Source organism: Planctomycetota bacterium (assembly GCA_016125255.1).
Classification (GTDB): domain Bacteria; phylum Planctomycetota; class Phycisphaerae; order Phycisphaerales; family Zrk34; genus RI-421.
The window spans coordinates 84,669-106,895 of record WGMD01000005.1; the positions used below are offsets into that span (position 1 = coordinate 84,669).

Below are 22,227 nucleotides of genomic sequence, written 5' to 3' on the forward strand. Positions count from 1 at the left end.
GGGGAGGGGTTTACACATGCGTGCTCACGCATGGGCCGGTTCGACCTTCGGGAAATCCAGCGGCGTCTGGTGAATGTGGTTGAACAGGTTCGTGAACGTCGCCAGCGCGATGACGGCCGGGACCTCGGTGATCTGCGCATCGGAGTAGCCCGCGTCGCGCATCGCCGCCAGTTCCTCGTCGCCGACGTAGCCCTTGCTCTCGACGACGCGGCGGGTGAAGTCGGCGAGCACCTGCTGTTTGGGGTCATCGAGTTGGCCGTTGCGGATGCCGGCGACCTGGTCGGGCGTGAAGCCCACCGCCTTCGCCGCGGCGGAGTGAGCGGCGACGCAGTATTCGCAGTGGTTGAGCACGTCCGTCGTGAGGTGCACGATCTCGCGCTCTTTGGCGTTCAAGGCACCGGCCTTGAGCGTGCCGGCGAACTGGAGATACGCATCGAGCGCGACGGGGCTGTTGGCCATGCCCTTGAGCAGATTCACCACCCGGCCGAGCTTCTTTTTGGCCAGGTCATAAAGGGGCTGAACCTTCTCGTTGGCCTGTTCGACTTCGATGACGGGGAGACGAGGCATCGCTGGACTCCTTCTTGAAAAGAGCGGTGGCCCCAGAGTGGATGATTCGGGTTTCCCGGTCCGCGGGCAACGATGCCAGCAGTCCCGACAATGATTTGGATGCCGGTGTCCAGAATGGGTTACGCTCAGTGCAAAAAAAAAAGACCCCGGGTTGAGCCGGGGTCTTCCGATCCGCGGTCGAGCGGAGATTATTTGGCCTTCTTCTCGGCGCCCTTGTGATGGTCCTTCATGAACGCTTCGAACTCGGTCAGGGTCACGGAGCCGTCGCCGTCGGTGTCCATCTTCTTGAACGCCTTGTCCGCCTTGGCGGCCTTGTCGGCGGGGAGCCCGGCCTTGTATTCGTCGAGCGAGAGCTTGCCGTCGTTGTTGGTGTCCTTGTCCTTGAACATCGCCTCCGGGCTGTGCTTCTTGCCGCCCTTGTTGCCGGCGAAGCTCGTGCTCGCCGCGCCGATGCAGACCGACAACGCCAGAATCGCCATGATCCAGTTACGCATGACCAACCTCATTTTTGTTGGGGGATTCATCCGACCGGGCCTCGGAACCATTCCGCCGCACCGGCCTTCACCAGTACGAACGAACGACCGGACCGCCTATTGCACGGCGTGCGACGAAGCCGCCCCCGCGTTTGTATGGAAAGCTCTCTTTCCGGAGATCAAATGAAGAACGGAACCGCCGTCAGGGCCAAGCCGATGGTGAACATCAATAGCGCCCCCGGCACGAAGTAGGGATAGACCATCAGCAGGATGCCGATGATGACGTAGTTGAGTTCGACGCGTTGTTTGCCGTAGAGGAACATGCCCATGCCGATCGATCCGAAGAGCAGGGACACGAGAATCGAATTCATGTCGAAGTTCATGGCGAGTCCTCCCGGCGGTCCGGCGGGGCCGCGATCTTCGACATTCATCGGCGCAAACGCCTCGCCGAATCACCCGCCCCCTTCCCCTGTCCCCGCTTTTACCCCTATCATGCCCGCATGATCCGCAAACTCGTCAGCACCGTCATCCTCCTCGCCCTCGGCGCCGCCGCCATGTACTGGGCCCTGGGCCACTACATCGTCGTCACCGCCGACAAACGCCTCATCGTCCCCAAAGCCACGATGACGCTGACCGACACCTATGTGGACATCAAGGACTGGACCCCCGACGACTTTAAGAAACACGAAGCGCTGACCCAGGCCCTCATCGACAACGACCACGAAGACCTCGTCCTCAAAACCGCCGGCCAGTCGATCCTCGACGCCGTCAAGGAAAAGGCCGGCGAACTGCTCAAGAAAAAGAGCGATGAGAAATGACGCTACGATCCGCGCTTAACCCAGCGTGATCTTCCGCTCGAAAAAGTCGAACTTCGCCGCCTGCTTCGCCTGCCACAAGGTCGCCTCGGCCGTGGCATTCGCCCGGGCGCAGCCGTCCTTGAGAATATCAATCACATCATCATCGCTGAACTTGGCGTGCCGCTCGCGCACCGGTTCGAGAAACAGATTGATCGCCGCGGAGACTTCCTTCTTAAGGTGCCCGTCGCCGATCTTCCCGGCGGCGTACTCGGCGATCAACGCCTCCACCTTCCGGGGGTCCTTCTCGAAAGCCGTCAGGTATTCGATGATCGTGTTGTTTTCCAGAACCGGCGGATCGTCCATCGACCCGCGCCCCGTGAAGATCTTGTTGCACTTCTTCTGCACGGTCTTCGGATCGTCGCTCAAAAAGATGGCGTTATCGAGCGACTTGCTCATCTTGTTCTTGCCATCGATGCCCGTCAGCCGGGCGATGCGGCCGGTCTTGGCTTCGGGAATCGGAAACACGCCGCCGAGCTTTGCGTAGTCCGCGTCGGCGGCATGGGGATCGACTCCGCAGTAAAGCTGATCGAATTTCCGAGCGACTTCGCGCGTCATCTCGATGTGCGGAATCTGATCCTCACCCACCGGCACGAACGCCGGCCGAAACGCCAGAATGTCCGCGATCTGGCCGACGGGGTACATCAGAAATCCGAACGAGTAGTTGTCGCCGAGGTTCTTGACGCGGATTTCGTCCTTGATGGTCGGGTTCTTCATCAGCCGGCCGTACCCGAGCAGCATGGCGAAATACCATGTCAGCTCCGCCACCGCCGGAATCTCCGACTGCACGAACAGCGTCGCCTTCTTCGGGTCGATCCCGCAGGCGAGCCAGTCTTTGACGATGCTGATCGTCGCCGCTCGGATGCCGACCGTGTCCTCGACGCGCGTCGTCAGCGCGTGCAGGTTCGCCACGAAAAAATAGCTCTCGTACAGCTCCTGCATCGCCAGTCGATTCTCGATCGAGCCCACATAATGGCCCAGATGCAACGAAGCCGTGGGCGTATCGCCCGTCAGCACACGCGGTTTGTCGCTCGTCAAAGTCATGGGACGGGTATTATGCGGAAAAATCGCACGTGACGCCATGCGAGCCCCACGCACGCCGCACGCGGCGTCGCTAAACTGGCGATTCGACCCGCCGATTTGCGACCGCGCCCGTATCCGTCTACGATTTCGGCCCCAACTGAGATACGCAATGACCGCATCGTTCGACTATCGCAACCTCCCCAAAGAGCCCGTCCCCTGCCCCATCTGCGCCTCGACGCAGTTCACCACGCTCTGCGACACCGATCGCTATCTCATGGGCCTGTCCACCTCGCGCTGCGACGGCTGCGGTCTGATCATGACCAATCCCCTGCCGACCACCGAGACGCTCAACGAGTTCTACCACCACCACTACCGCAAGTACTACCGCAAACTCGAGCACCCCGACCTTTCGTACATCCGACGCTACTCCCTCGACGCACGCGCGGCCCACACCGTCCGCTTCCTTCAGTCCGCCGGCCTGCTCCCGCAAAACGCCCGCGTCCTGGACGTGGGCTGCGGCGAAGGGTCCATCCTTCGACAGATTCATGTGACCCGCCCCGATATCCATGCCGTCGGCGTCGAGATGTACAAGCCCTTCGCCGACTTCGCCCGCACATACGCCCAAGTGCCGATCTATCCGGTGCTCGATGAACTACCCGAGGGCGAAGCCGGGCCGACGTATGACCTGGTCATCCTGAGTCACGTCCTCGAGCACGTTCCCGATCCGCCCAAGTTCATGGCCGAGCTGGCGACCTACCTCAAGCCGACCGGCCGGCTGTTCATCGACGTGCCCGATGTGACCAAGTATCACTGGCTCGCCGATCTGCACATCGCGCACATTTACCACTTCTCGCGCGCGACGCTCGCCCGCACCGCTGAGAAGGCCGGCCTGCACACCACGCAGATCGAGATTCACAAGCCGCCGAAACTGCCGAGCTGCATCCGCGCCGTCTTCGCCGGCGCGCCGGTCGGCGAGCGCGTCACCGTTGAGCCGGACCCCGCCGAGGATGCCGCCACCGCCGAGCATATTCGCGCGATGAAGAAGAACGCCTGGCTCTTCAACAAGTGCTTCAGCTTCTCGATGTGGTTCTACGAAACCATGTGGGCGGTCAAATCCAAGCTGCCCGGGGCGAGCAAATGAAAGCGGCGATGGGCTGGCTCCTGGCGGCGGTCGCGCTGACCACGGTCACGCTGCGAATCCTCGGCCCAAGCGACCTGAACACCAAAGATCAGCCCCGCACCGTCGCCTACACCGTCGACATGTTGCAGAACCATCGCTGGCTCTGGCCCCTGGACATGGAGGGCGTGCCGACCTACAAGCCCCCGCTATACAACTACCTCGACGCCGCCGTCGTCGGTACGACCGGCGTCTATGATGACTGGACCTTCAAACTCCCCTCCCTCCTCGCCGGCCTCGCCACGACGCTGATCGTCATCGTCATGGCCAAACGCATGACCCCCGCAAGTGACAAATACATCGTCACGTGCGCATCGCTCCTCGCCGGCATCCTATGGCTCGCTAACTTCTCGACGATCCGCCTCATCTACATCGCCCGACCTGACATGCTCCTGTGCTTCTTCCTCGTCGCATCATGGGCGCTGGCGACGATCCTGCTCAGTGAACCGCGCGATGACACAAGTCCGCCGAATCCAAATCGCCGGCGTGCGATCGCTCTGCTTCTGTGGATCTGTGTGGGACTGGCTGCACTGACGAAAGGGCCGCCCGCCTTTTTGCCGGTGATCTTCATTCTCGTCAACGCCCCGCTCACGCGTGGCCGAATCGGAGCCGTGCGCGACACCGGCATCCTTTGGGGCCTGCCCCTGGCCGTGGGCATCTTCGCCCTCTGGGGACTCCCCGCTTACTTGACCATCCCCGCCGGCTTCGGCCAGACGCTCGCCAACATCGAATACGTCCGACTCACCAACCAGCAATCCGGCAATCCCTACTGGCTCAACTTCATCCTCACGCTCTGGCAAAACCCCTTCTACTTCCTCGCCCGCTTCGCCGTGTGGGCGGTGCTGTTCATCTGGGCGCTGGTGCACATCAAGCCCGCCCGCTGGATGCGGCACCCGATGGGCCCGGCCATTCTGTGGGTCTTTCTTGTATTGATTTTCTATCTGGTGCCATCGCTGAAGCGTGATGACTATCTCATCCCCGCCTTCGCCCCCGCCGCCATCGTCGCCGCATGGTTCTGCGTCATCGAACTGGGCAAAGCCCGACCCGCCGCCGCCGTCCTCGCCGGTTGCGTCGGGCTGGCCATCTGCCTCGGCTCCGCCGTCAACGACCTGGCCCTCCGCCCGCAACACGGCGAACCCTTCGGCGACAACGTCCGCAATTTCGCGTTAGAAGTCCGCCAGCACGTCGCCCCCGATGAGTCCATCGCCTTCATCCACACCGGCTACCATCCCCTCCAGTCCTACCTCGCCCGCAACCAACCCAGCCGCGAACCGACCGACGAGCAGCGCGCCAGCGCGAAGTGGATCATCCAACCGATCGTCGATGCGCCGAACCTGACGCCCATCGTGACCAGCGCCCCGCTCCCGCAGGTCATCGACCGCCGCGAACCAGCAAGGTTGGGCCTGTATTCAACCCCTTCCCCTTGAGGGGGACGGCTGCTTGCGGTGAGCGATGTCGAACCGGGTGGGCGTGAATCACATCCGTACACGCCCGCAACCGTTTCGATGCGGAACGCAATTGACCTGATACGATTCACCCTCCCCTAGCCCCTCCCTCGGAGGGAGAGGGATAAATGCGAACTCCTCCCCCGCGAGGGGGCGGTGGGGTGGGGGCGAATCGCATCCGCCCAAGGCCGCGCCCGCTTCGATGCGGAGCCGTTTCGAACTGATACGATTCACCCTCCCCTAGCCCCTCCCTCGGAGGGAGGGGGACAAGGCCCGGAGCGCGCCCGTTGAGTGATGAAGTGTCGACAATTGGAAATCCCTCCCCCAGCCCCTCCCTTCAAGGGAGGGGGATACCGAGTCCACGCGCGATCATGATTCTGCTGATCATCGCAGCGCTGGCGATGCTCGCCGTGCGCATTTGTGGTCCGAGTGACATTTATGATGAAGAGCAGCCGCGGACGCTTTCGTACACGGCGGACATGCTGCTGAACGGGCGGTGGTTTTTGCCGCTGGATGGCGACGGCATCCCGGCGACGAAGCCGGTGCTTTACAACTGGATCGGCGCGGCGGCCGTCAGCGCGTTTGGCTGGCATGAATGGGCGTTCAAGCTGCCGTCGATTTTGAGTGCGGTGACGATTCTGGTGCTGCTGGTCATCGCGGCGCGACGGATGATTCCCCCGGAAATGGTTCCCTCGATCGAGGATCGCACGGCTCTGGGGTTTGCCGCGGGGTTGCTGTGGCTTTGCTGCCCGGGGCAACTGAAGATGATTTATCTGGGGCGCACGGATCTGCTCCTCACGGCTTGTCTGACGGGGGCGTGGGTTTGCGGGGCGATGGCGCTGGCGGAGGAAGGCGATTCTCAAAACGAAGCGAGCCATACTTCGGATCCACCCTCACCCCAGCCCTCTCCCGAAGGGAGAGGGAGTCGGAAGTGGGCGCTGGCGTGTTGGTTGTTTGCGGGGGGGGCGGCGCTGGCGAAGGGGACGTTGGTGCTGTTGATCTTTCTGTTTCTCATCGCGTCGGCGAAGTTGCTGCATGGCCGGTTCAGCGCGATGAGGCGGACGGGTTGGTGGTGGGGCGTGCCGCTGATGCTGGGGATTTTTCTGGTGTGGGTGGCGCCGGCGTATTTGGAGAATCCCGAGTTTTTCGTGAAGTATCTGATCGGGCGGCAGGTGGTCGAGCGTGTCGGGGACCATGGGTTTATCGACATGATCAAATCGGCGTGGCGCGGGCCGTTTTTTGTCGTGACGCGGATGGCGCCGTGGTCGGTGATCGCGGTGTTGGGGTTGGTGTATTTATTTGAAGGGGCGGAGCGGCGTTGGAGGCGGAGCGCGATGGGGCCGGTGGTGATGTGGGTGTTGGTGGTGACGGCGTTTTTCATCGTGGTGCCGGCGCGTCGGGCGGATCATGTGACGCCGATCTATCCGGCGATGGCGCTGCTCGCGGCGTACGGGCTCGTGACGGTGACGTGGGCATGGGGCTTGACGGTGGGTCGCGGGGTCGGGCTGGCGATGATCATGCTCGGCGCGCTTTGCGTGCATCAGCTCACCAACTCCGCCGCGGCGAAGCAGCGCTACGGCGAGAACGTGTATGAATTCGCCCGGCGGGCTGAGTATCTGACGCACGGCGAGGCGATCGCGTTTGTCGATATTCGCGCGCGCAATCTGCCAATCCCGCTGTTGCTTCACGTTGCCCGCGGCGCGGACGACGCGACACCGGCACAGATCGCGGCGGCGAAGTGGATCATCCGGCCGGTGAAAGAGGGCGAGCAGCCAGTACTCGTGTCGGGCGACGTGCCGTCCGGCCCGACGGGCGAAGTCGGGCGGATCGGGTTGTTTCATGCGGAACGGAGCCCGCCGCGCTGAAGCGCGGCAGGCCGGGTGATGCGGGGCGTTATTTGAAGATCGACGCCGCTTCGCCGAACTTGGAGCCGAAGACCCATTCGGGCAGCGGCTTTCGGGGGCGCGGCGTCTGATCGCGACCGGCCAGTTCTTTGTCAGCGAACGTCGCCGGGTCGGCGGCGTAGCCGATGGCGATGGCGGTCATGGGATCGTGACCCTCGGGGACTTTGTAGGTCATGCGGACTTTCTGCAGGTCGACGCCGGCCATCTGGTGCACGGCGAGGCCGAGCGCGGTGGCCTGCGCGCAGAGGTTCCCGGCGGCGAGGCCCAGGTCGTGTTCGCAGACGCGATTGGGCGTGTTGTTGCGGGAGAAGGTGCGCTTGGTGGTGGTGAGGATCAGCACGCCGGCGTGTTTGGCCCAGGCCTGATTGGCTTCGGTGAGGCAGCTCATGGCGGTCGCGAACGCCGGGGCGTCGGTGCGTTCGGCGACGATGTAGGACCAGGGCTGCTCATTGAACGACGAGGCGGCCCATCGGGCGGCTTCGAGGCAGGCGATCAGCTTCGTGCGCTCGACGGGCTTGCCGTCGAAGGCGTACGGGCTGAATCGGTCGGCGATGATGGGCAGAATGTCGTGATCGGGCTGGGCGATTTTGGTGGTGTTGCGGTACGTCATGGTTCACTTCCTGAAAACTGGCCGCGAGCGCCTCGCTGAACGGGCGGGCGCGTCAGCGGCCGACGCAGAACAGCTTGCTGTTGGTGCGGACGAAGAGGTTGCCGTTGGCGACGGCGATGGAGGCGCAGATGCCGTCGTCATCTTCCTTGCCGAGCATGTTGTGTGCGACGATCTTCCCGTCGGCGGGGTCGACGACGATGACTTCGCCATGATGGTTGACGCAGTAGATATGCCCATCGGCGCCGGTCGGCGAGGCGCGCCAGAGGTATCGGCCGGGCAGTTCGATGGACCATTCGATCTTGCCCGTCGCCGGCTCGACGCGCGAAAGCGCCTTCCGCACGTCGGACATGATGAAGAAGCGCCCCTGATAAAACAGCGGCGTGGGCACGTCGCTCGTCAGCGGCCCGCGGTCCTCGCTCTGCCACGCCAGCGTTCCGTCCGCCGCCCGCACCGCGAAGATCGGCGCCTTCTTGGGGGCGCACGCCAGAATGATCCCGTCGCCGATGACCGGCGAGGGCACGACGCGCCACCACTGCTCGCGGTGGTCCGGGTTGTATGTGCCCCAGCGCCAAAGCTCCTTGCCCGTGTCGGCTTCGTGGCTCGTCACCACGTCCCCGCCGAGCACGATGTACTGCTTGACGCCGTCCTTCTCAAATGGCATCGGCGTGGAGTACGCCTCGTGCGACTCCATCTTCGCGTCGCTAGGGCGGACATGGCGATAGATCGTCTTGCCCGTCGCCGGTTCGAGGGCGAGGATGTACGACTCGTTGCCGTCCTTGCCGATGTCGTGCACCGGCTGATCGCGCTGAAGGACCTGCACCAGAAGCTGGCCGTAGAGAATCGTCGGGCTCGCCGAGAAGGTCCACTGGTAGGTGAACTGGCCGTAGTCGTCCTGCAGATTGCGCTGCCAGAGTTTTTTCCCCTCCACCGTGAACCCCGCCAGGTCGCCGTTGCCGTAGAGGAAGATGACGACCTTGCCATCGGTGACGGGCGAGGGCGTGGCGAAGGTCGAGCGGTTGTCATAGGGATGCTGATAGCCGGTGCCGACCTGCTGTTGCCAGAGCAGCTTGCCACTGGTGCGGTCGAAGCACATGGCAAAAAGCTTTTTGTCCGCGGGGCTGGAGCTGGTGATGAACACGCGATCGCCGGTGATGATCGGCGTCGCGGCCGAGGGCCCGGGCAGATCGACCGCCCACTTGACGTTCTGGGTCTGCGAAAACTCGACGGGCAGATCCGTCTCCGGGCTCGACCCGTCGTGATTGGGCCCGCGCCAGTTGGCCCAGTCCGCTCCCCGGGCCGCCGGCGAAAGCGTCAGGGCCCACACACACACCATCCCGATCGTGATTTTCGCCAGTTGCCGCATGAGATGAACCTTTCTGCAACAGGTCAAAACGGACTGATTATAGAGGAACTTCGCTGCGATACCGGGCAGGACGCGGATTTTCCCATGATCATTGCATTAGGGCAACCCCTTACCGGCACGACCCGCGGGGCGCTGTAGATTTCCTAGTCCATGAAAGATGTCACTTTGGAAATCTATCGGCGCACCAACGGCGCGTACCGGCTGAGCGTTCGACAATGGGTCGATCAGCCCGTCGATGTCGCGTTCGCCTTTTTCGCCGACGCCGCCAATCTGCGGAAGATCACGCCCCCCTGGCTGCATTTTCACATCCTCACCCCCCTGCCCATCGCCATGTTCGCCGGGCAGACCATCGACTACCGCCTGCGATTGCACGGCATCCCCGTCCGATGGCACACCAAAATCACCGAGTGGGACCCGCCCTACGGGTTCGTCGACGAGCAGGAGCGCGGCCCGTATCACCAATGGGTCCATCGCCACCGCTTCATCGAACACGACGGCGGCACGCGCCTCGAAGACGACGTCGACTACCGAAGCCCCGGCGGACGACTGCTGCACGCCCTGTTCATCAAGCGCGACCTGACGAAAATCTTCGCCTACCGAAGCCGCGTCATCGCCGACCACTTCGCCAACGCCGAATCCTTCTCCGCCTGATTGGATCAGCGGGCGATGTAGTCGATCACGAACGCCTTCTCAAGCTGCGGCTTGAGCATCGAGACGAACTGCAGATGGGCCGGGTGCGTCAGGTACGTCTTGAGCCCCGCCGGGTCGTCGAACGTCACGATGTAACAATGCGTGAACCCGTCCGCCAGATTCTCCGGCGAGACGTTCGTGCCCCATTCGAATCCGCGGATGGTGTCGATCTTCTTGGGCAGTTCGGCGAAGGCGGCGTTGATCTTGTCGATCTGCTCGGGCGTCGTCGAGGGGGTGAACTTGAACGACACGACGTGGCGATACAGGCCGGTCGTCTGGCAGGTCCCGTCCATCTTGCAGCACGAGTTGGATGCACAGCCCGCCAGAAGCGCGAGCGTCATCACACACACCAGCATCATTTGAAACATCGCAGACCTCCGCGGTGAATGGGTGAACGAAGCGGAGGGCAGTCTACCGAACAGGCCATCGGACGCAACCTTCGCGCAACAGAAAAGGCCCGGTGAACGGGCCAACTCTGCTTCCGAATCTTTCCGCTGACTGATCCCCTGGGTTGCAACAGGTTCAGTCGACGGGTGGTTGATTTTTTCCGACTTCGCCGCCGCTCACATGCCGGTCAGGCCGTGGCTCAGGTAAGCGATGGTCAGGAGCACGATCATGCCCGCCATGGCTGCGTGACGAATCTGGATGCGATCGTAAGTCATCGGATCATCCCTTCAATGCGAGGCCGTTTCCGATCCGGCCCGCCGTCAGGCCGGTGTTCATCTTCGGGAGACACTTAAGCGAAGTGCGTGCCAAACTCGGCGGCTATCCGAAGGTCGTCGTAAGTGGCGATTTCGCGGCAAGCTATGGCGACAGGGCCTGATTAACAGCGTTATCGATTGTGCCGATTGTAGTACCACGATGCGCCAGTGCGGCGAGGCAAGTGTACCGGAACAACACAACCGGCCGGTCGGGGCGCACTCATCCATCCCCAACATGCCGGCGGCTTGTCATTTTCCGGGGGCGCGTGTACAAACGGTCGCTCGCCAGGTGATTTAGAAAGTCGAGGTCCACATGGGTTTTCCAGAGCCGTTCTTCCGCTGGCGTCCGCATCCGTGGCACGGGCTTGACGCCGGGCCCGAAGCCCCGGCGGTGGTGCAGGCGTACATCGAGCTGACGCCGTTCGATTTCGTCAAGTATGAAATCGATAAGTCGACCGGCTATCTGCGCGTCGATCGCCCCCAGCGCTCCAGCTCCCAGCCGCCGACGCTCTACGGATTCATCCCCCGCACTTACTGCGGCACGCGCGTCGGGAAGCTCAACCCCAACGCCGAACGCGGCGACCATGACCCCTTGGATATCTGCGTCATGTCCGAACGGCCGATCAACCGCTCGGAAATCCTTCTGCACGCGCGCGTCATCGGCGGGCTTCAAGCCACCGACCACGGCGAGGCCGACGACAAGATCATCGCCGTGCTCAACAACGATCAGGTCATGAAGGGCATCCGTGAAATCAAGCATCTGCCCCAGCCGCTCGTCGAACGCCTCCGCCACTATTTCCTCACGTACAAAATGGTCCCCGGCGAGCGGTCGCAGATGACGATCGAAGCGACCTACGGCCGGGAGGAGGCGATGGCGGTCGTCGAGGCGGCGATGGCGGATTATCAGGATGAATTCGGACAGTGAGCCGATTCGGCGACTATACTCGTGCAGGATGTTGACTCATGCATGGAGGTCGCCGATGCTTCGCCACATTTCACTGATCGCGTTGGGTCTGTTGGTCATCGCCGGCGGGACGGGTTGTTCGACCGCCCCCAAGTCCGCCGCCGAGCGCAGCACGCTCGTCGCCGAGGCCGGGGATACGATCAAGCTTTTTGAAGCGAAAGACCCGGGGCTCCAGCAGGTCATGGACCGGGCCGCCGGTTACGCGGTGTTCCCGTCCGTGGGCAAAGGCGGGGTCGGCGTCGGCGGGGCCTACGGGCGCGGCATCCTCTATGAACGCGGCAAGATGACCGGCTACTGCGACCTCTCGCAGGGCACGATCGGATTCCAGCTCGGCGGGCAGTCCTACCGCGAGATGATCCTCTTCCAGACCGACGCGGCCGTGCGACAGTTCAAGAGCGGCGAATTCGCCCTCGCCGCACAGGCCTCCGCCGTCGCCGCCACCGAAGGCGCCGCCCGACACGCCGACTACGCCAACAGCGTCCTGGTCTTCACCATCGAACGCGGCGGCCTCATGTACGAAGCCACCGTCGGCGGCCAGAACTTCTCCTTCCAGGCCATCCCATAAACACCCCCCCGCGCCCCCCATTTAGCGGCGGGGCTTGCCCCGCGCGGCGTTAACCTTCGTAATCCCGAACAAACGACCACCGCTGCGCCGGCTTCCCCTCTTTGACCGGGTTGTCCTGCACATATCGAACCGCCCGACGCACCGCCTCATGCGAATCCAGATATACGTCCCATGATTTCCTCGCCCAAGGGGACGGCGTCGAGCCATCGTTTGTCATCTGACCGTTCAAAGGATGCCGCCGATCTTCGTGCAGTTGATGCGTGGCGGCGCCCTTGAGGTGGCCGACGATGCGCTTGATGTTGCGCGGATGACGCGCGATGACCAGATGCACATGACGCGGCAGGATCGAACAGGCGTGAAGCACATAACCGCTGTCTTCCATTGCCTTGACGAAACCGCGGGAGATCGAAAGGGCTTGTTCGCCCGTGAATGTCACGGGTGGGTACATCAGCGCTTCTTTGGCGGCTTCACGGGCGTTTTGATCATGCGGTCGATGCGCGACGGAGCGGCGGGTGTCGATGGTGGTCGCCTTGCCGTGCAGGAACAGTTCCCATTGGCGCACGAAGTCGGACCACGTTCCGCGCGGGTCATTGGGGAGCCAGAATCCGTAAGCGGTGAAGATGCTGTGGAAGGCGAGGATCATGGCGCGGATATTGTAATCGGCGGCCGCGCGGGGCAAGCCCCGCCGCTAAATGGTTTTTTCGTGATGTAAAAAAGAACCGCGCGATTCGGGGCGGCGTTACAACTGATTGATCGCGCGATGCGTGTCGCGCTTGCGTCTTTGTGTCACGATGAACAAGGAGCGTCGCCCATGTCACGAATCACCGCATTTTTCACGCTGTTTGCCGCCCTTTTCGCGCCCGTCGTGCCCGTTCTCGCGGGTAATCCGGGGGCCCCGGCGAGCATCTTTCCCGATCCGCAGCTCGAAGCCGCCGTCCGCAAGGAGGTTTACGCCAAGCGCGACAACGCCGAGCCGCTGACCGCTGAGGATGTGGCGCACATCGCCCGGCTCGACGGGAAGGGGATGAACATTCACGACCTGCGCGGCCTGGAAAATTGCCGGGCGCTCGCCGAGATCGATCTGTCGGGCAACGCCATCGCCGACCTTTCGCCGCTGACGGATCTGAAGATGCTCCAGTCGTTGACGCTCGCGCACAACCAGATCGTCGACGCCTCGCCGCTGGCGAAGATCGATTCGCTTCAGTATCTGGATCTGTCGGCCAATCACGTGGCGAATGTCGAAGCGCTTGCGAAGCTGACGAATCTGCGGACGCTGCGGCTGAGCGACAATCGCATCAGCGATCTTTCGCCGCTGGGTTCGCTCACGAAGCTCTGGTCGCTGTATGTGGGTCGCAATCCGCTGCATTCGATCGACGTGGTGAGCAAGCTGCACGATCTGTCGACGTTCGAGGCGGCGGGCAGCGAACTGAAGGACCTCTCGCCGCTCACATCGCTGACGGAGCTGCGCCTGGTGCTCCTGCAGGACAACCAGATCAAGGACCTGAACGCACTGGCGACGGCGGCGGAAAAAGACGCGGCGGGACCGAAGCGATTCGCGCCGTTCCTGCGGCTGTACCTGTCGGGCAACCCGCTTACCGTCGAGGCGCGGGGCGTGCAGATGAACCGCCTGCGCGCGGCGGGCGTCCGGGTCGAGTAGCGCCCCGACTCCGCGCGGCTTTCTTGACGGGTTTCCCGCCGGGCTTGGGCGAGCCGCCTTTGCGCAGGATGAACAGGTAGTTGAAGCCGCGGAGGAAGAAGTTGCCTTCCTCCGCGGCTTTTCGGTAGTTGCCCATCTCCAGCGTCTTGTTGTGACGCACGACGCTGATGATGTCCACGGGCACGAACAGCCGGCGCAGCCGGCGAAACAACTCGAAGCCCAGCGGGTGAAATCCCTTGCCCGGCCCTTTGCCGTGCTCGTACGAATCGCTCACATACAGCGCCATGTGCCGCCCCGGCTTGAGGACGCGATTGATCTCGCTGAACACCTGCTCCATCGCCTCGTAGTACCCGTCCTTGACATGCAGCTTGCCGATGCAGCGCGGATCGTCGGAGTACTCCAGGTGCGTCGAATACGGCGGATCAATGAACACGAAATCGGCCAGGCCGCTGTTCATCGGAAGCTGCCGCGCATCGGCGAAGACGATGTCGTCGCGCTGCGGGCTCAGATCGAACCCGACGCCGCGGCGGTCCAGATCCTTGCACACATCGAGCGTCGTCCCCGACCCGCAGCACGGATCGACCACGAGATTGCCCGGCCGCGTGTAGCGCTGCAGAAGATTCCAGATGACGTAGCTGGGCGTGGCGCCGCGGTAGTTGGGGTCGCCCTGCGTGGTGTCGCCGTAGTGTTGGGAGGGGTAATCCCAAAGCGTGGTCGGCTCGATGCGAACAGGCGGCTTGTTGAATTTCATGCTGATGAGTGTACCGCAAGACCCCTCGTTCATTCACCCATCACCCAAGACCATGGACCCACGCAATGGTCAATCGGCATCAGACATTTGCCATGGGTCAGGTGAAGGCGGGGATCAATGCAATCACTTAAGTCCGCCGGCGAGATCCTTGACGAACGCCGCCGCTTCGCGAGCGATCACTTGCGGGGCGGCGTCCTTGTGTTTGCCCATGCACTTGACGAGCGCCGAGCCGACGATGGCGGCGTCGGCGACTTGTGTGACGCTGCGGACATGCGCCGGCGTCGAGATGCCGAAGCCCACGGTCAGCGGAAGGTCGGTGACTTTGCGAAGCCGCTTGAGCCGATCGGTCAGATCGGGCGGCAGTTCGGCCCGCTCGCCGGTGATGCCGGTGCGGGCGACGATGTAGACGAAGCCGGTCGATGCTTTGGCGATGGCGGCGGCGCGGTCGTCGGGTGTGGTCGGCGCGATGAGGAGCGAACTGATCATGCCCGCTTCCGTCACCGGCTCGCGCACGACCGCCGCTTCCTCCAGCGGCAGATCGGGGAAGATGAACCCATCCATGCCCGCATCGTGCGCGAGCTGCACGAACTTCGACACGCCGATGCGATGCACGATCGTGTAGCTGACCATGGCGACGAGGCCCATGTTGAGCTTGGGCCGAACCGTTTTGACCATGGCGAAGATGTCAGCGGGGTGGAGCTTGTGTTTGAGGGCTTCGGTCATGGACGCGGCGATGACCGGGCCGTCGGCGATCGGATCGGAAAAGGGAATGCCCAGCTCGCAGATGCTCGCCCCGGCGGTTTGGAGCGCCGGGAGCGTCAGGGCCGTCGCTTCCAGCGTCGGGTAACCGGCCGTGAGAAAGGGCATCAGGGCGGTGCGGCCGGTCTTGCGCAGGTCGGCGAAAATGGATTCGATCCGATTCATGGTCGAACAGGATAGCGTGCGGGGCGGTCAATGACGAATCCGCGCCTGCGACTCCGCTTAGCGACGCCGCTCGCGGCGTGCTTTCCCCGTCACCTCTGAATCGGCGCCAGATAATTCTCAAACTGCTTGACCAGCCGCGACCACGGCAGCGACTCGGCGTACCGTCGGCAGGCCGCCCGATCGTTCAGCGCCAATGCCCCCATCGCCGCGCGCTTCAGGTCTTCGTCCAGTACGCCGGTCTGCCCATTGCTCACCACATCGACCGGCCCCGTCACCGGGTACGCCGCCACCGGCGTCCCGCTCGCCATCGCTTCGAGCATCACATTCCCGAACGTATCGGTGCGCGAGGGGAACACGAACACGTCCGCCGCGGCGTAATACTCCGCGAGCTTCTCGTCTTCCAGAAACCCCAGGAACATCACATCGGGATAGCGCTCCTGAAGCTTCGGGCGCACGGGGCCTTCGCCGATGATGATCTTCGTGCCGGGCAGGTCCAGCTTCGCGAACGCATCGAGGTTCTTCTCCCCGCTGACGCGACCGACATTGAGGAACAAGGGGCGCGGCACATTGATGTGTCCGTTCGCGCCGGGATGGAACATGCTCAGATCGACGCCGCGGCCCCAGATGACCAGCTCGTTGGCGAAACCCCAACCTTTCAGTTCCGCGCGCATCGACTCGGTGGGGACAAGCGTCCGCACCGCCCGGCCGTGGAACCACTTGAGGTACTTGTACCCCGGCGACTCGGGCAGGCCCATGTAGATGTTGAGGTACTTGGGGAACTGCGTGTGATAGCTGGTCGTGAAGATCAGCTTGCGTCGCCGGCAGTAGCGGCGCGCGGCCAGCCCGCACGGACCTTCGGTGGCGATGTGGATCGCATCGGGCTTGAATTCATCGAGCATCCGCGCGGTCTTGCGATAAGGCGCGATCGCCAGATGAATCGACGGATACTTGGGGCAGGGGAATGTGCGGAACAGGTCCGGGTGAATGACGAGCATCTCGTGCCCGAGCTGTTCGAGCAGGCGCGTCAGATTCGTCAGCGTCCGAACGACGCCATTGACCTGCGGCCGCCATGCGTCGGAGATGAGTGCGATTTTCATAGGGTTTCAGTTCGTGCGGATGGTTTTGACACAAAGACACGAAGACGCAGAGACACGAAGGAGGAACCGCAGTTCAGTTAAAACATCGGATTTACACCTCATCATTTGAGGATCAATCTTCGTGCCTTCGTGCCTTTGTGCCTTTGTGTCTTTGTGTCTTCGTGTCAAGAGTCATACGAATCAGACAATGGACTCCATCGCCGCCGGCTTGGTCGAGCGTGTTTCGCCGCAGGCCCAGAGGGTTTCGAGCACGCTGGGCCAGCTCATCTGCGACGCCGTGCGCAGCGCCCGTTCACGAAGCTGCAACCGGAGGGCGGCGTCGTTCGCGAGCTTGTCCATCGCCTCCGCGAGCCGGTCGACGGAGCGATGCGCGTCGGACACGTCGAGGATCAGTCCCGAGTCGTGCATGCCGACGATCTCCTGCGGGCCTCCGCGGTCGGAGACGATGGCGGGCAATCCCGACGCGGCGGCTTCGAGCACGACATTGCCGAACGTGTCGGTCGTCGAGGGGAAAACCATCACATCCGACGACGCATACGCCCGGGCCAATTCCGCGCCTTCCATGTAACCGGGCAGCAGCACGCTCCTGATCCCCCGGCAGCGCTGGCGCAGCGGCTCGAGCAGCGGGCCGTCGCCGACGATGGCGAGCTGAACCTGGTCATTCGTCGCGGCGAGCTTGGCGAATGCTTCGACGATGAGGTTGACGTTCTTTTCCGTCGAGACGCGCCCGGTGTAGAGCAGCGTCGTGGCGTCGGCGCGCCCGCCGCGGTCGGTCCAGAACTGGTCATCCCGCTGGTGCGGATGGAACCGGCGGGTCTCGACGCCCCGGCGGAGGATCTTGATCTTCGATGCGGTGAACCCGTGCTCGATGAGATACCGGCGGTAGTATTCGCTGGGCACGAGAATCGTGTCGCACTGATCGTAGAACCAGGTCATGTACCGCCAGGTCAGCGATTCGAGCCCCAGGTCGTCGGTCATGTGACGGATGTAGTTGGGGAAGTCGGTGTGGTAGATGCCGATCGTGCGAAGCTGCAGGAGCTTGGCGGCGGCGAGACCGATGAGCCCCATCGGGCCGGGCGTTGAAAGGATGAGCTGACCGAAGCGGCGGCGCTCGATGTACTCGATGATCTGCATGAACGGCGGGAAGGCCACCTTCTGCTGCGGATACTCCGGCAGCGAGAAGCGATCGATCGGCTTGAAGTTCACCAGCTCGAAGTCCGCCGCGGGTTCATCATTGACGCTGGTGAGCACGGTGAGCGGGCGGCCCTGCTGATGCGCCACGCCGGCGAGCGTGCGGATCGTGCGGCTCACGCCATTGACATCATCGAACGTGTCGGTGATCCAAGCCCGTCCCGGCCCGCGCGCATCGAGCGATTCGTCCAGGTCGAAGTGGCGCGTCACCTTGCGGATGAACATCTCGTCCTTGTGCTGGGTCTTGAAGGCGGCGAGATAGGGCGTGATGGCGGCGGCGACGGGGCCCAGCGCGGCGACGGCTTCGAGACTCTTGACCAGATCGCCGCTGCTGACTTTGTCCACGAAACGCTTGAGGAACGCGTAGCCAAGCTGATGCGCCAGGGCGCACGAGGTTTCGAATGCTTCGGTGGCGGAGGACGGACGCGCGACGCCATTGGCGAGCATGCCGGGGGCGGCGGGGGAGCGTTTGCCGTTGATCGAGAAGAGCGTGGCGAATTCCTCGGCGAGCATGACTTCGGTTTCGCTGAGCTTCTTTTTCTTGCGTCGCCAGACCCATCCGCCGACGTACCCGCGGACGAGCGCCGCCGGTCCGGTGGCGGGCGTCGCCGGCGGCTCGAGCAGACGCTTGAACAGTTCGCCCAGCAGACTCGCCCCGCCGGCGCCCGAGCCATTGCCGAGGATGCGATTCTTGTAGTACCCGTAGGCGATCTGATAGAAGCAGTGCGCCAGATGCACGCTCGATCCGCTTCGGCCCGCCGGCTCGTGGCGACCCTGACGCAGATGCTCGATGAACTGCTGCACGTTGTCGGCGTGCGGCGTGACGGTGTGGGCGCTCGACACGTACAGACCCGAGTGATCGTCGGACCCGCCGGTCAGCAGCTTGCGGTGCGGCGTCGGACCCAGCGGCTCGATGTCATGCTTCGTCGCCAGATCGTCGATCATCTGCGGCGTGAGCTGGTTCAAGAGCGCCTCGACCACCTGCGTCGCCCGCGGATCGCGCGTGCCGTTGATCAGCTCAAACCGATTGAAGAGCACGAGGAGCTTTTCGAACTGATCGAGCGTCAGCCGATCGTTGACGAGGAACAGCGGATGCGCCACCGTCGTGACGATGTTCTCGCCGACGACGAAGCGGCGGAAGGCGTAGATGTCCGTGCGCAGGTCCTGAATGACCTTGAACTGCTCTTCGGTGATGCCCGAGACGAGGATGTGCATCTTCGCATCGTTCTCGGGGAAGTAGGTCGTCACTTCGCAGGAGATGAACGTGTTGGGCAGATGCGCGATGTCCAGGGCGCCGTCGATCTTGTTATGGTCGGAGATCGTGACATAGTCCATGCCCGCCGCCACAGCCCGCTGATAAACCTCCATCGGCTCGACGAAACACTCGGGCGCGCCGACGCGTCGGAGCAGCCATTCGCTGGGCCGGTCGGAGTAGCGGCTGTGCACATGCAGGTCGGCTCGACTCGTGAACGGGTCCGTGGCGTTGGTCATGACGATTCCCCAAAGGGCCGGGCGGGACAGGTCCGATATAGAATCAATTATCGAACCGGACCTGCGACCGGACGGTCAGTTCGGCGTGAGCAATGTGTTAATTGTGAGGACCATGAACATCGTTCTGCTCGGATATCGCGGGTCTGGGAAAACCACGGTCGGCAAGAAGCTGGCCAACGCCCTCTGGCGCGACTTCGTCGATACCGATGCGGTCGTCGTCAAGCGGTTTGGCGACCTGACGATCCGCCAAATCTGGGAAAAACACGGGGAACCGGCGTTCCGGGATATGGAATGCACGGTCGCCGCCGAACTGCTCGCCAAGGATAATCAGGTCATCGCGCTGGGCGGGGGAACGGTGATGCAGCCGGCCGCCCGAACGGCGCTCGAGTCGGCCCGGGCGATCAAGGTGTACCTGTACTGCGAGCCGCAGGTGCTCGCCGCACGCATCGCCGCCGACGCCGACACGGCCGCCACGCGTCCGAATCTGACGCCGCTGGCGGGGGGCGTCGACGAGGTGACCGCCGTTCTGGCCCAGCGCGACCCGGTGTACCGCGCGGTCGCCGATCACGTCTTGGACGTCACCACCATGAGCCCCGAAGACGCCGTCCGCCACCTGATCCAGCGCTGTTTGTGACCGGCGTTTAGCGGCTGGGCATCGCCCCGCGCTTCGATCCGTCAAAGCGCGGGGCGATGCCCCGCCGCTAAACACCGCAACCTCGCGTCTTCCATTCATCCGACCCCCCCGATTTCGCCGATAGCGAATAAGCCGTTTGTAGCGAATCCACCGCGTCATGGAGGGCGCCTGTGTCGATTCTGTCGAGTCTTTTCGGTTCTCCCGAGCCCGTGCCGCCGACCGCGCCCGCGCGCGTGCTGCTCATCGGTCCCGCCGATGCCGTGCGCCAGATGCGTCGCGTCCTTCGCGGGACGCCGATTGCCGCGCAGGTCGTCGGTTGCGCCCTCGCCCCCGTGCAGCATCACGCCGGCGCGATCGGCATCCCCGTCCTCGGGTCCGCCGAGGACCTGGACATGATTGTTCGGCTCCACCATATCGACCTCGCCTGCGTGTCGATCCCCGTCGCCATGTATCGCCTCGCGCAGCGCCTCATCGCGCAGCTCGATGAACTGGGCGTCACCGTTCGCCGCATGCCGACGCTCGCCGATCAGCTTGACGGCCGCATCGGCCAGCACGTGGGCCCGATCGACACGACCCGCCTCCTCGATCGCCCCGCACGCCCGCTCGACGAAGCGGCCATCGACCGCACGCTCCGCGACCGCTGCGTCATGATCAGCGGCGCCGGCGGAAGCATCGGCTCGCATATCGCCCGCATCGTCGCCCGATTCAATCCGTCAAAAATCGTGCTCATGGACCGCAGCGAGAACGGCCTGTTCGAAATCGACCGCGTTCTGCGGGCCGAAGCGCCGCAGGTCTCGCGCGTCGTGCTGCTGCATGACGTGACGGATGCACGACGGTGCATGGACCTGTGCCTGCTGCACGAGCCGCATGTCATCTTCCACGCCGCGGCGCACAAGCATGTGCCCATGATGGAGGACCACCCGCGCGAGGCGATGATCAACAACTTCTTCGGCACGCGCGCGATTCTCGACGCCGCCGTCGCCTGCGGAGCCGAGCGCTTCGTGATGATCAGCACGGACAAGGCCGTCAACCCGACGAGCGTCATGGGCGCGACCAAGCGCGCCGCCGAGTTGTACGTGCAGCACATCGCGCAGACGACCGACACGATCTGCTCGATGGTGCGTTTCGGCAATGTGCTCGGGTCGGCGTGCAGCGTGGTGCCCATCTGGAGCCAGCAGCTTGCCGAGGGCGGGCCGCTCACCGTGACCGACCCGGCGATGACACGCTATTTCATGACGATTCCCGAGGCGGCGGCGCTGGTGATCCAGTCCGCTTCGCTCGATCGCGCGCAGGGCTGCGTCTTCGTGCTCGATATGGGCGAACCCGTGAAAATCGTCGACATGGCCGACCGTTTCATCCGCCTGCATGGCCTCGAACCCGGGCGCGATGTGCGGATCGAATTCATCGGCGTCCGCCCCGGCGAAAAGCTCTACGAGGAACTGAGCTACGACTCGGAGGACATGCTGCCGACCGCGCACGACTCCGTGCGCATCGTCCGCACGCGCCCGCCGGAAAAGAGCCACGTGCAATGGATGCTCAAGCAGTTTGAGCGTCTGCGTCACAGCGATGACCGCGCGGCGATTCTCGAAGCGCTGAAGCGCGCGGTGCCGCAGATGCAGCCCCGACTCGAAGTTTCGCCGACGATCGCCGGCGAGGTACGGACGCCCGAGCCGCTGATCCGATCGGCGTGAGAAGCAAGAAAGCGGACGACGAGGAGAGAAACCCATGGACATGAACGCAAGGACGATCAGGAAGCTTCAGCGCAACCTCGCGCGCGACAAGGCGGAGGCGCTGCTGGAGCGCCTGCACGCGGCGCGCCATCAGAGCCAGCGCCACCGTTGTCGCGCCAACGCACAGATCGACGCGGCCCTCGACAAGGCGATCGCCTCGACGAAGCTCGCCATTGAAAGATTGACGCGCACCATCGAGCCGCGCGACCCCGAGCCGATCATCGAAGCCGACGCGACGCCGCTGATGCCCGACGCGAAAAAACGCGCGGCGTAAGATGACAATCTCCTCGTTCTCGTTCTCGTTCTCGTTCTCGTTCTCGTTCTCGTCATCGATCACGAGGACCGAACACGATTGATAAAGCAAAACACCCCGACGCTCGCGCATCGGGGTGTTTGTGTTTGATCGATGATGTAAG

The 22,227-nt window shown here is 63.4% G+C and carries 23 protein-coding genes; 11 read left to right on the forward strand and 12 right to left on the reverse strand.

The window, feature by feature from the left end; genetic code table 11:
- Window positions 1-24: 24 nt before the first annotated feature.
- The 3 genes from GC162_06580 to GC162_06590 all read right to left on the reverse strand — a co-directional run bounded on the left by GC162_06580 (window position 25) and on the right by GC162_06590 (window position 1,423).
- Window positions 25-567, reverse strand: coding sequence for a carboxymuconolactone decarboxylase family protein (locus tag GC162_06580; GenBank protein MBI1368303.1), 543 nt, complete (start codon window positions 565-567; stop codon window positions 25-27).
- 188 nt (window positions 568-755) lie between these two features.
- Window positions 756-1,112 (reverse strand): hypothetical protein, encoded by a 357-nt coding sequence (locus GC162_06585; GenBank protein ID MBI1368304.1) that lies wholly within the window; start codon window positions 1,110-1,112, stop codon window positions 756-758.
- Between the two features lie 107 nt (window positions 1,113-1,219).
- The gene (locus GC162_06590) at window positions 1,220-1,423 is read right to left on the reverse strand and encodes a hypothetical protein (GenBank protein MBI1368305.1); all 204 of its coding nucleotides are present in this window, start codon (window positions 1,421-1,423) and stop codon (window positions 1,220-1,222) included.
- 117 nt (window positions 1,424-1,540) lie between these two features.
- Between GC162_06590 and GC162_06595 the strand changes: the two genes are divergently transcribed.
- The gene (locus GC162_06595) at window positions 1,541-1,858 is read left to right on the forward strand and encodes a hypothetical protein (GenBank protein MBI1368306.1); all 318 of its coding nucleotides are present in this window, start codon (window positions 1,541-1,543) and stop codon (window positions 1,856-1,858) included.
- Between the two features lie 15 nt (window positions 1,859-1,873).
- On the opposite strand, the gene trpS is transcribed toward GC162_06595, so the two are convergent.
- On the reverse strand, window positions 1,874-2,938 hold the full coding sequence (trpS, locus tag GC162_06600) for a tryptophan--tRNA ligase (GenBank protein MBI1368307.1): 1,065 nt from the start codon (window positions 2,936-2,938) through the stop codon (window positions 1,874-1,876).
- Between trpS and GC162_06605 the strand changes: the two genes are divergently transcribed.
- The 3 genes from GC162_06605 to GC162_06615 all read left to right on the forward strand — a co-directional run bounded on the left by GC162_06605 (window position 2,937) and on the right by GC162_06615 (window position 7,404).
- Window positions 2,937-4,058 carry a methyltransferase domain-containing protein gene (locus GC162_06605; GenBank protein ID MBI1368308.1) on the forward strand — a complete coding sequence of 374 codons (1,122 nt, stop codon included), beginning with the start codon at window positions 2,937-2,939 and terminating at the stop codon, window positions 4,056-4,058. The genes trpS and GC162_06605 overlap by 2 nt on opposite strands.
- On the forward strand, window positions 4,055-5,521 hold the full coding sequence (locus tag GC162_06610; protein MBI1368309.1) for a hypothetical protein: 1,467 nt from the start codon (window positions 4,055-4,057) through the stop codon (window positions 5,519-5,521). Before GC162_06605 ends, GC162_06610 begins: the two co-directional genes overlap by 4 nt.
- A 389-nt stretch (window positions 5,522-5,910) precedes the next feature.
- Complete coding sequence (locus GC162_06615; protein ID MBI1368310.1) at window positions 5,911-7,404, forward strand: hypothetical protein; 1,494 nt, start codon at window positions 5,911-5,913, stop codon at window positions 7,402-7,404.
- A 28-nt stretch (window positions 7,405-7,432) separates the two neighbouring features.
- Here the strand turns inward: GC162_06615 and GC162_06620 are convergent, their stop codons facing one another.
- Together GC162_06620 and GC162_06625 are read right to left on the reverse strand one after the other, a co-directional pair.
- Entirely contained in the window at window positions 7,433-8,053 is a 621-nt protein-coding gene (locus GC162_06620; protein ID MBI1368311.1) for a hypothetical protein, read from the reverse strand.
- 52 nt (window positions 8,054-8,105) lie between these two features.
- Window positions 8,106-9,416 carry a PQQ-binding-like beta-propeller repeat protein gene (locus GC162_06625; GenBank protein ID MBI1368312.1) on the reverse strand — a complete coding sequence of 437 codons (1,311 nt, stop codon included), beginning with the start codon at window positions 9,414-9,416 and terminating at the stop codon, window positions 8,106-8,108.
- A 150-nt stretch (window positions 9,417-9,566) separates the two neighbouring features.
- Between GC162_06625 and GC162_06630 the strand changes: the two genes are divergently transcribed.
- Window positions 9,567-10,067 (forward strand): CDP-paratose 2-epimerase, encoded by a 501-nt coding sequence (locus tag GC162_06630; protein ID MBI1368313.1) that lies wholly within the window; start codon window positions 9,567-9,569, stop codon window positions 10,065-10,067.
- Between the two features lie 5 nt (window positions 10,068-10,072).
- Here the strand turns inward: GC162_06630 and GC162_06635 are convergent, their stop codons facing one another.
- Entirely contained in the window at window positions 10,073-10,465 is a 393-nt protein-coding gene (locus GC162_06635; protein MBI1368314.1) for a Dabb family protein, read from the reverse strand.
- A gap of 655 nt (window positions 10,466-11,120) precedes the next feature.
- On the opposite strand from GC162_06635, the gene GC162_06640 reads away from it, so the two are divergent.
- Together GC162_06640 and GC162_06645 are read left to right on the forward strand one after the other, a co-directional pair.
- Complete coding sequence (locus GC162_06640; GenBank protein ID MBI1368315.1) at window positions 11,121-11,732, forward strand: inorganic pyrophosphatase; 612 nt, start codon at window positions 11,121-11,123, stop codon at window positions 11,730-11,732.
- Window positions 11,716-12,336, forward strand: coding sequence for a hypothetical protein (locus GC162_06645; protein MBI1368316.1), 621 nt, complete (start codon window positions 11,716-11,718; stop codon window positions 12,334-12,336). Before GC162_06640 ends, GC162_06645 begins: the two co-directional genes overlap by 17 nt.
- Window positions 12,337-12,385: 49 nt before the next feature.
- Here GC162_06645 and GC162_06650 read toward each other — a convergent pair whose 3' ends face one another.
- Window positions 12,386-12,979: a hypothetical protein gene (locus GC162_06650; GenBank protein ID MBI1368317.1), complete on the reverse strand. Its 594-nt coding sequence runs from the start codon at window positions 12,977-12,979 to the stop codon at window positions 12,386-12,388.
- A gap of 117 nt (window positions 12,980-13,096) precedes the next feature.
- Between GC162_06650 and GC162_06655 the strand changes: the two genes are divergently transcribed.
- Window positions 13,097-13,993 carry a leucine-rich repeat domain-containing protein gene (locus GC162_06655; GenBank protein ID MBI1368318.1) on the forward strand — a complete coding sequence of 299 codons (897 nt, stop codon included), beginning with the start codon at window positions 13,097-13,099 and terminating at the stop codon, window positions 13,991-13,993.
- On the opposite strand, the gene GC162_06660 is transcribed toward GC162_06655, so the two are convergent.
- The 4 genes from GC162_06660 to GC162_06675 all read right to left on the reverse strand — a co-directional run bounded on the left by GC162_06660 (window position 13,929) and on the right by GC162_06675 (window position 19,447).
- The gene (locus tag GC162_06660; GenBank protein ID MBI1368319.1) at window positions 13,929-14,744 is read right to left on the reverse strand and encodes a DNA methylase; all 816 of its coding nucleotides are present in this window, start codon (window positions 14,742-14,744) and stop codon (window positions 13,929-13,931) included. The two genes, GC162_06655 and GC162_06660, sit on opposite strands and share 65 nt — an antisense overlap.
- 123 nt (window positions 14,745-14,867) lie before the next feature.
- Window positions 14,868-15,668, reverse strand: coding sequence for a tryptophan synthase subunit alpha (locus GC162_06665; protein MBI1368320.1), 801 nt, complete (start codon window positions 15,666-15,668; stop codon window positions 14,868-14,870).
- A gap of 89 nt (window positions 15,669-15,757) precedes the next feature.
- Complete coding sequence (locus GC162_06670) at window positions 15,758-16,765, reverse strand: glycosyltransferase (protein MBI1368321.1); 1,008 nt, start codon at window positions 16,763-16,765, stop codon at window positions 15,758-15,760.
- Between the two features lie 180 nt (window positions 16,766-16,945).
- A complete protein-coding gene (locus tag GC162_06675; GenBank protein MBI1368322.1) occupies window positions 16,946-19,447 on the reverse strand; it encodes a glycosyltransferase in 2,502 nt (833 codons plus the stop codon).
- On the opposite strand from GC162_06675, the gene GC162_06680 reads away from it, so the two are divergent.
- The 3 genes from GC162_06680 (at window position 19,446) to GC162_06690 (ending at window position 22,085) form a co-directional block, all read left to right on the forward strand.
- Window positions 19,446-20,081 (forward strand): AAA family ATPase, encoded by a 636-nt coding sequence (locus GC162_06680; protein MBI1368323.1) that lies wholly within the window; start codon window positions 19,446-19,448, stop codon window positions 20,079-20,081. The two genes, GC162_06675 and GC162_06680, sit on opposite strands and share 2 nt — an antisense overlap.
- A 170-nt stretch (window positions 20,082-20,251) precedes the next feature.
- On the forward strand, window positions 20,252-21,772 hold the full coding sequence (locus GC162_06685; GenBank protein ID MBI1368324.1) for an NAD-dependent epimerase/dehydratase family protein: 1,521 nt from the start codon (window positions 20,252-20,254) through the stop codon (window positions 21,770-21,772).
- Between the two features lie 34 nt (window positions 21,773-21,806).
- On the forward strand, window positions 21,807-22,085 hold the full coding sequence (locus GC162_06690; protein ID MBI1368325.1) for a hypothetical protein: 279 nt from the start codon (window positions 21,807-21,809) through the stop codon (window positions 22,083-22,085).
- Window positions 22,086-22,227 lie beyond the last annotated feature (142 nt).

Excerpts from the sequence above, each read along its gene's own strand:
- GC162_06580 (MBI1368303.1), bottom strand. The coding sequence starts at position 567 with ATGCCTCGTCTCCCCGTCATCGAAGTCGAACAGGCCAACGAGAAGGTT.
- GC162_06585 (MBI1368304.1), bottom strand. The coding sequence starts at position 1,112 with ATGGTTCCGAGGCCCGGTCGGATGAATCCCCCAACAAAAATGAGGTTG.
- GC162_06590 (MBI1368305.1), bottom strand. The coding sequence starts at position 1,423 with ATGAACTTCGACATGAATTCGATTCTCGTGTCCCTGCTCTTCGGATCG.
- GC162_06595 (MBI1368306.1), top strand. The coding sequence starts at position 1,541 with ATGATCCGCAAACTCGTCAGCACCGTCATCCTCCTCGCCCTCGGCGCC.
- GC162_06605 (MBI1368308.1), top strand. The coding sequence starts at position 2,937 with ATGGGACGGGTATTATGCGGAAAAATCGCACGTGACGCCATGCGAGCC.
- trpS (MBI1368307.1), bottom strand. The coding sequence starts at position 2,938 with ATGACTTTGACGAGCGACAAACCGCGTGTGCTGACGGGCGATACGCCC.
- GC162_06610 (MBI1368309.1), top strand. The coding sequence starts at position 4,055 with ATGAAAGCGGCGATGGGCTGGCTCCTGGCGGCGGTCGCGCTGACCACG.
- GC162_06615 (MBI1368310.1), top strand. The coding sequence starts at position 5,911 with ATGATTCTGCTGATCATCGCAGCGCTGGCGATGCTCGCCGTGCGCATT.
- GC162_06620 (MBI1368311.1), bottom strand. The coding sequence starts at position 8,053 with ATGACGTACCGCAACACCACCAAAATCGCCCAGCCCGATCACGACATT.
- GC162_06625 (MBI1368312.1), bottom strand. The coding sequence starts at position 9,416 with ATGCGGCAACTGGCGAAAATCACGATCGGGATGGTGTGTGTGTGGGCC.
- GC162_06630 (MBI1368313.1), top strand. The coding sequence starts at position 9,567 with ATGAAAGATGTCACTTTGGAAATCTATCGGCGCACCAACGGCGCGTAC.
- GC162_06635 (MBI1368314.1), bottom strand. The coding sequence starts at position 10,465 with ATGATGCTGGTGTGTGTGATGACGCTCGCGCTTCTGGCGGGCTGTGCA.
- GC162_06640 (MBI1368315.1), top strand. The coding sequence starts at position 11,121 with ATGGGTTTTCCAGAGCCGTTCTTCCGCTGGCGTCCGCATCCGTGGCAC.
- GC162_06645 (MBI1368316.1), top strand. The coding sequence starts at position 11,716 with ATGAATTCGGACAGTGAGCCGATTCGGCGACTATACTCGTGCAGGATG.
- GC162_06650 (MBI1368317.1), bottom strand. The coding sequence starts at position 12,979 with ATGATCCTCGCCTTCCACAGCATCTTCACCGCTTACGGATTCTGGCTC.
- GC162_06655 (MBI1368318.1), top strand. The coding sequence starts at position 13,097 with ATGCGTGTCGCGCTTGCGTCTTTGTGTCACGATGAACAAGGAGCGTCG.
- GC162_06660 (MBI1368319.1), bottom strand. The coding sequence starts at position 14,744 with ATGAAATTCAACAAGCCGCCTGTTCGCATCGAGCCGACCACGCTTTGG.
- GC162_06665 (MBI1368320.1), bottom strand. The coding sequence starts at position 15,668 with ATGAATCGGATCGAATCCATTTTCGCCGACCTGCGCAAGACCGGCCGC.
- GC162_06670 (MBI1368321.1), bottom strand. The coding sequence starts at position 16,765 with ATGAAAATCGCACTCATCTCCGACGCATGGCGGCCGCAGGTCAATGGC.
- GC162_06680 (MBI1368323.1), top strand. The coding sequence starts at position 19,446 with ATGACGATTCCCCAAAGGGCCGGGCGGGACAGGTCCGATATAGAATCA.
- GC162_06675 (MBI1368322.1), bottom strand. The coding sequence starts at position 19,447 with ATGACCAACGCCACGGACCCGTTCACGAGTCGAGCCGACCTGCATGTG.
- GC162_06690 (MBI1368325.1), top strand. The coding sequence starts at position 21,807 with ATGGACATGAACGCAAGGACGATCAGGAAGCTTCAGCGCAACCTCGCG.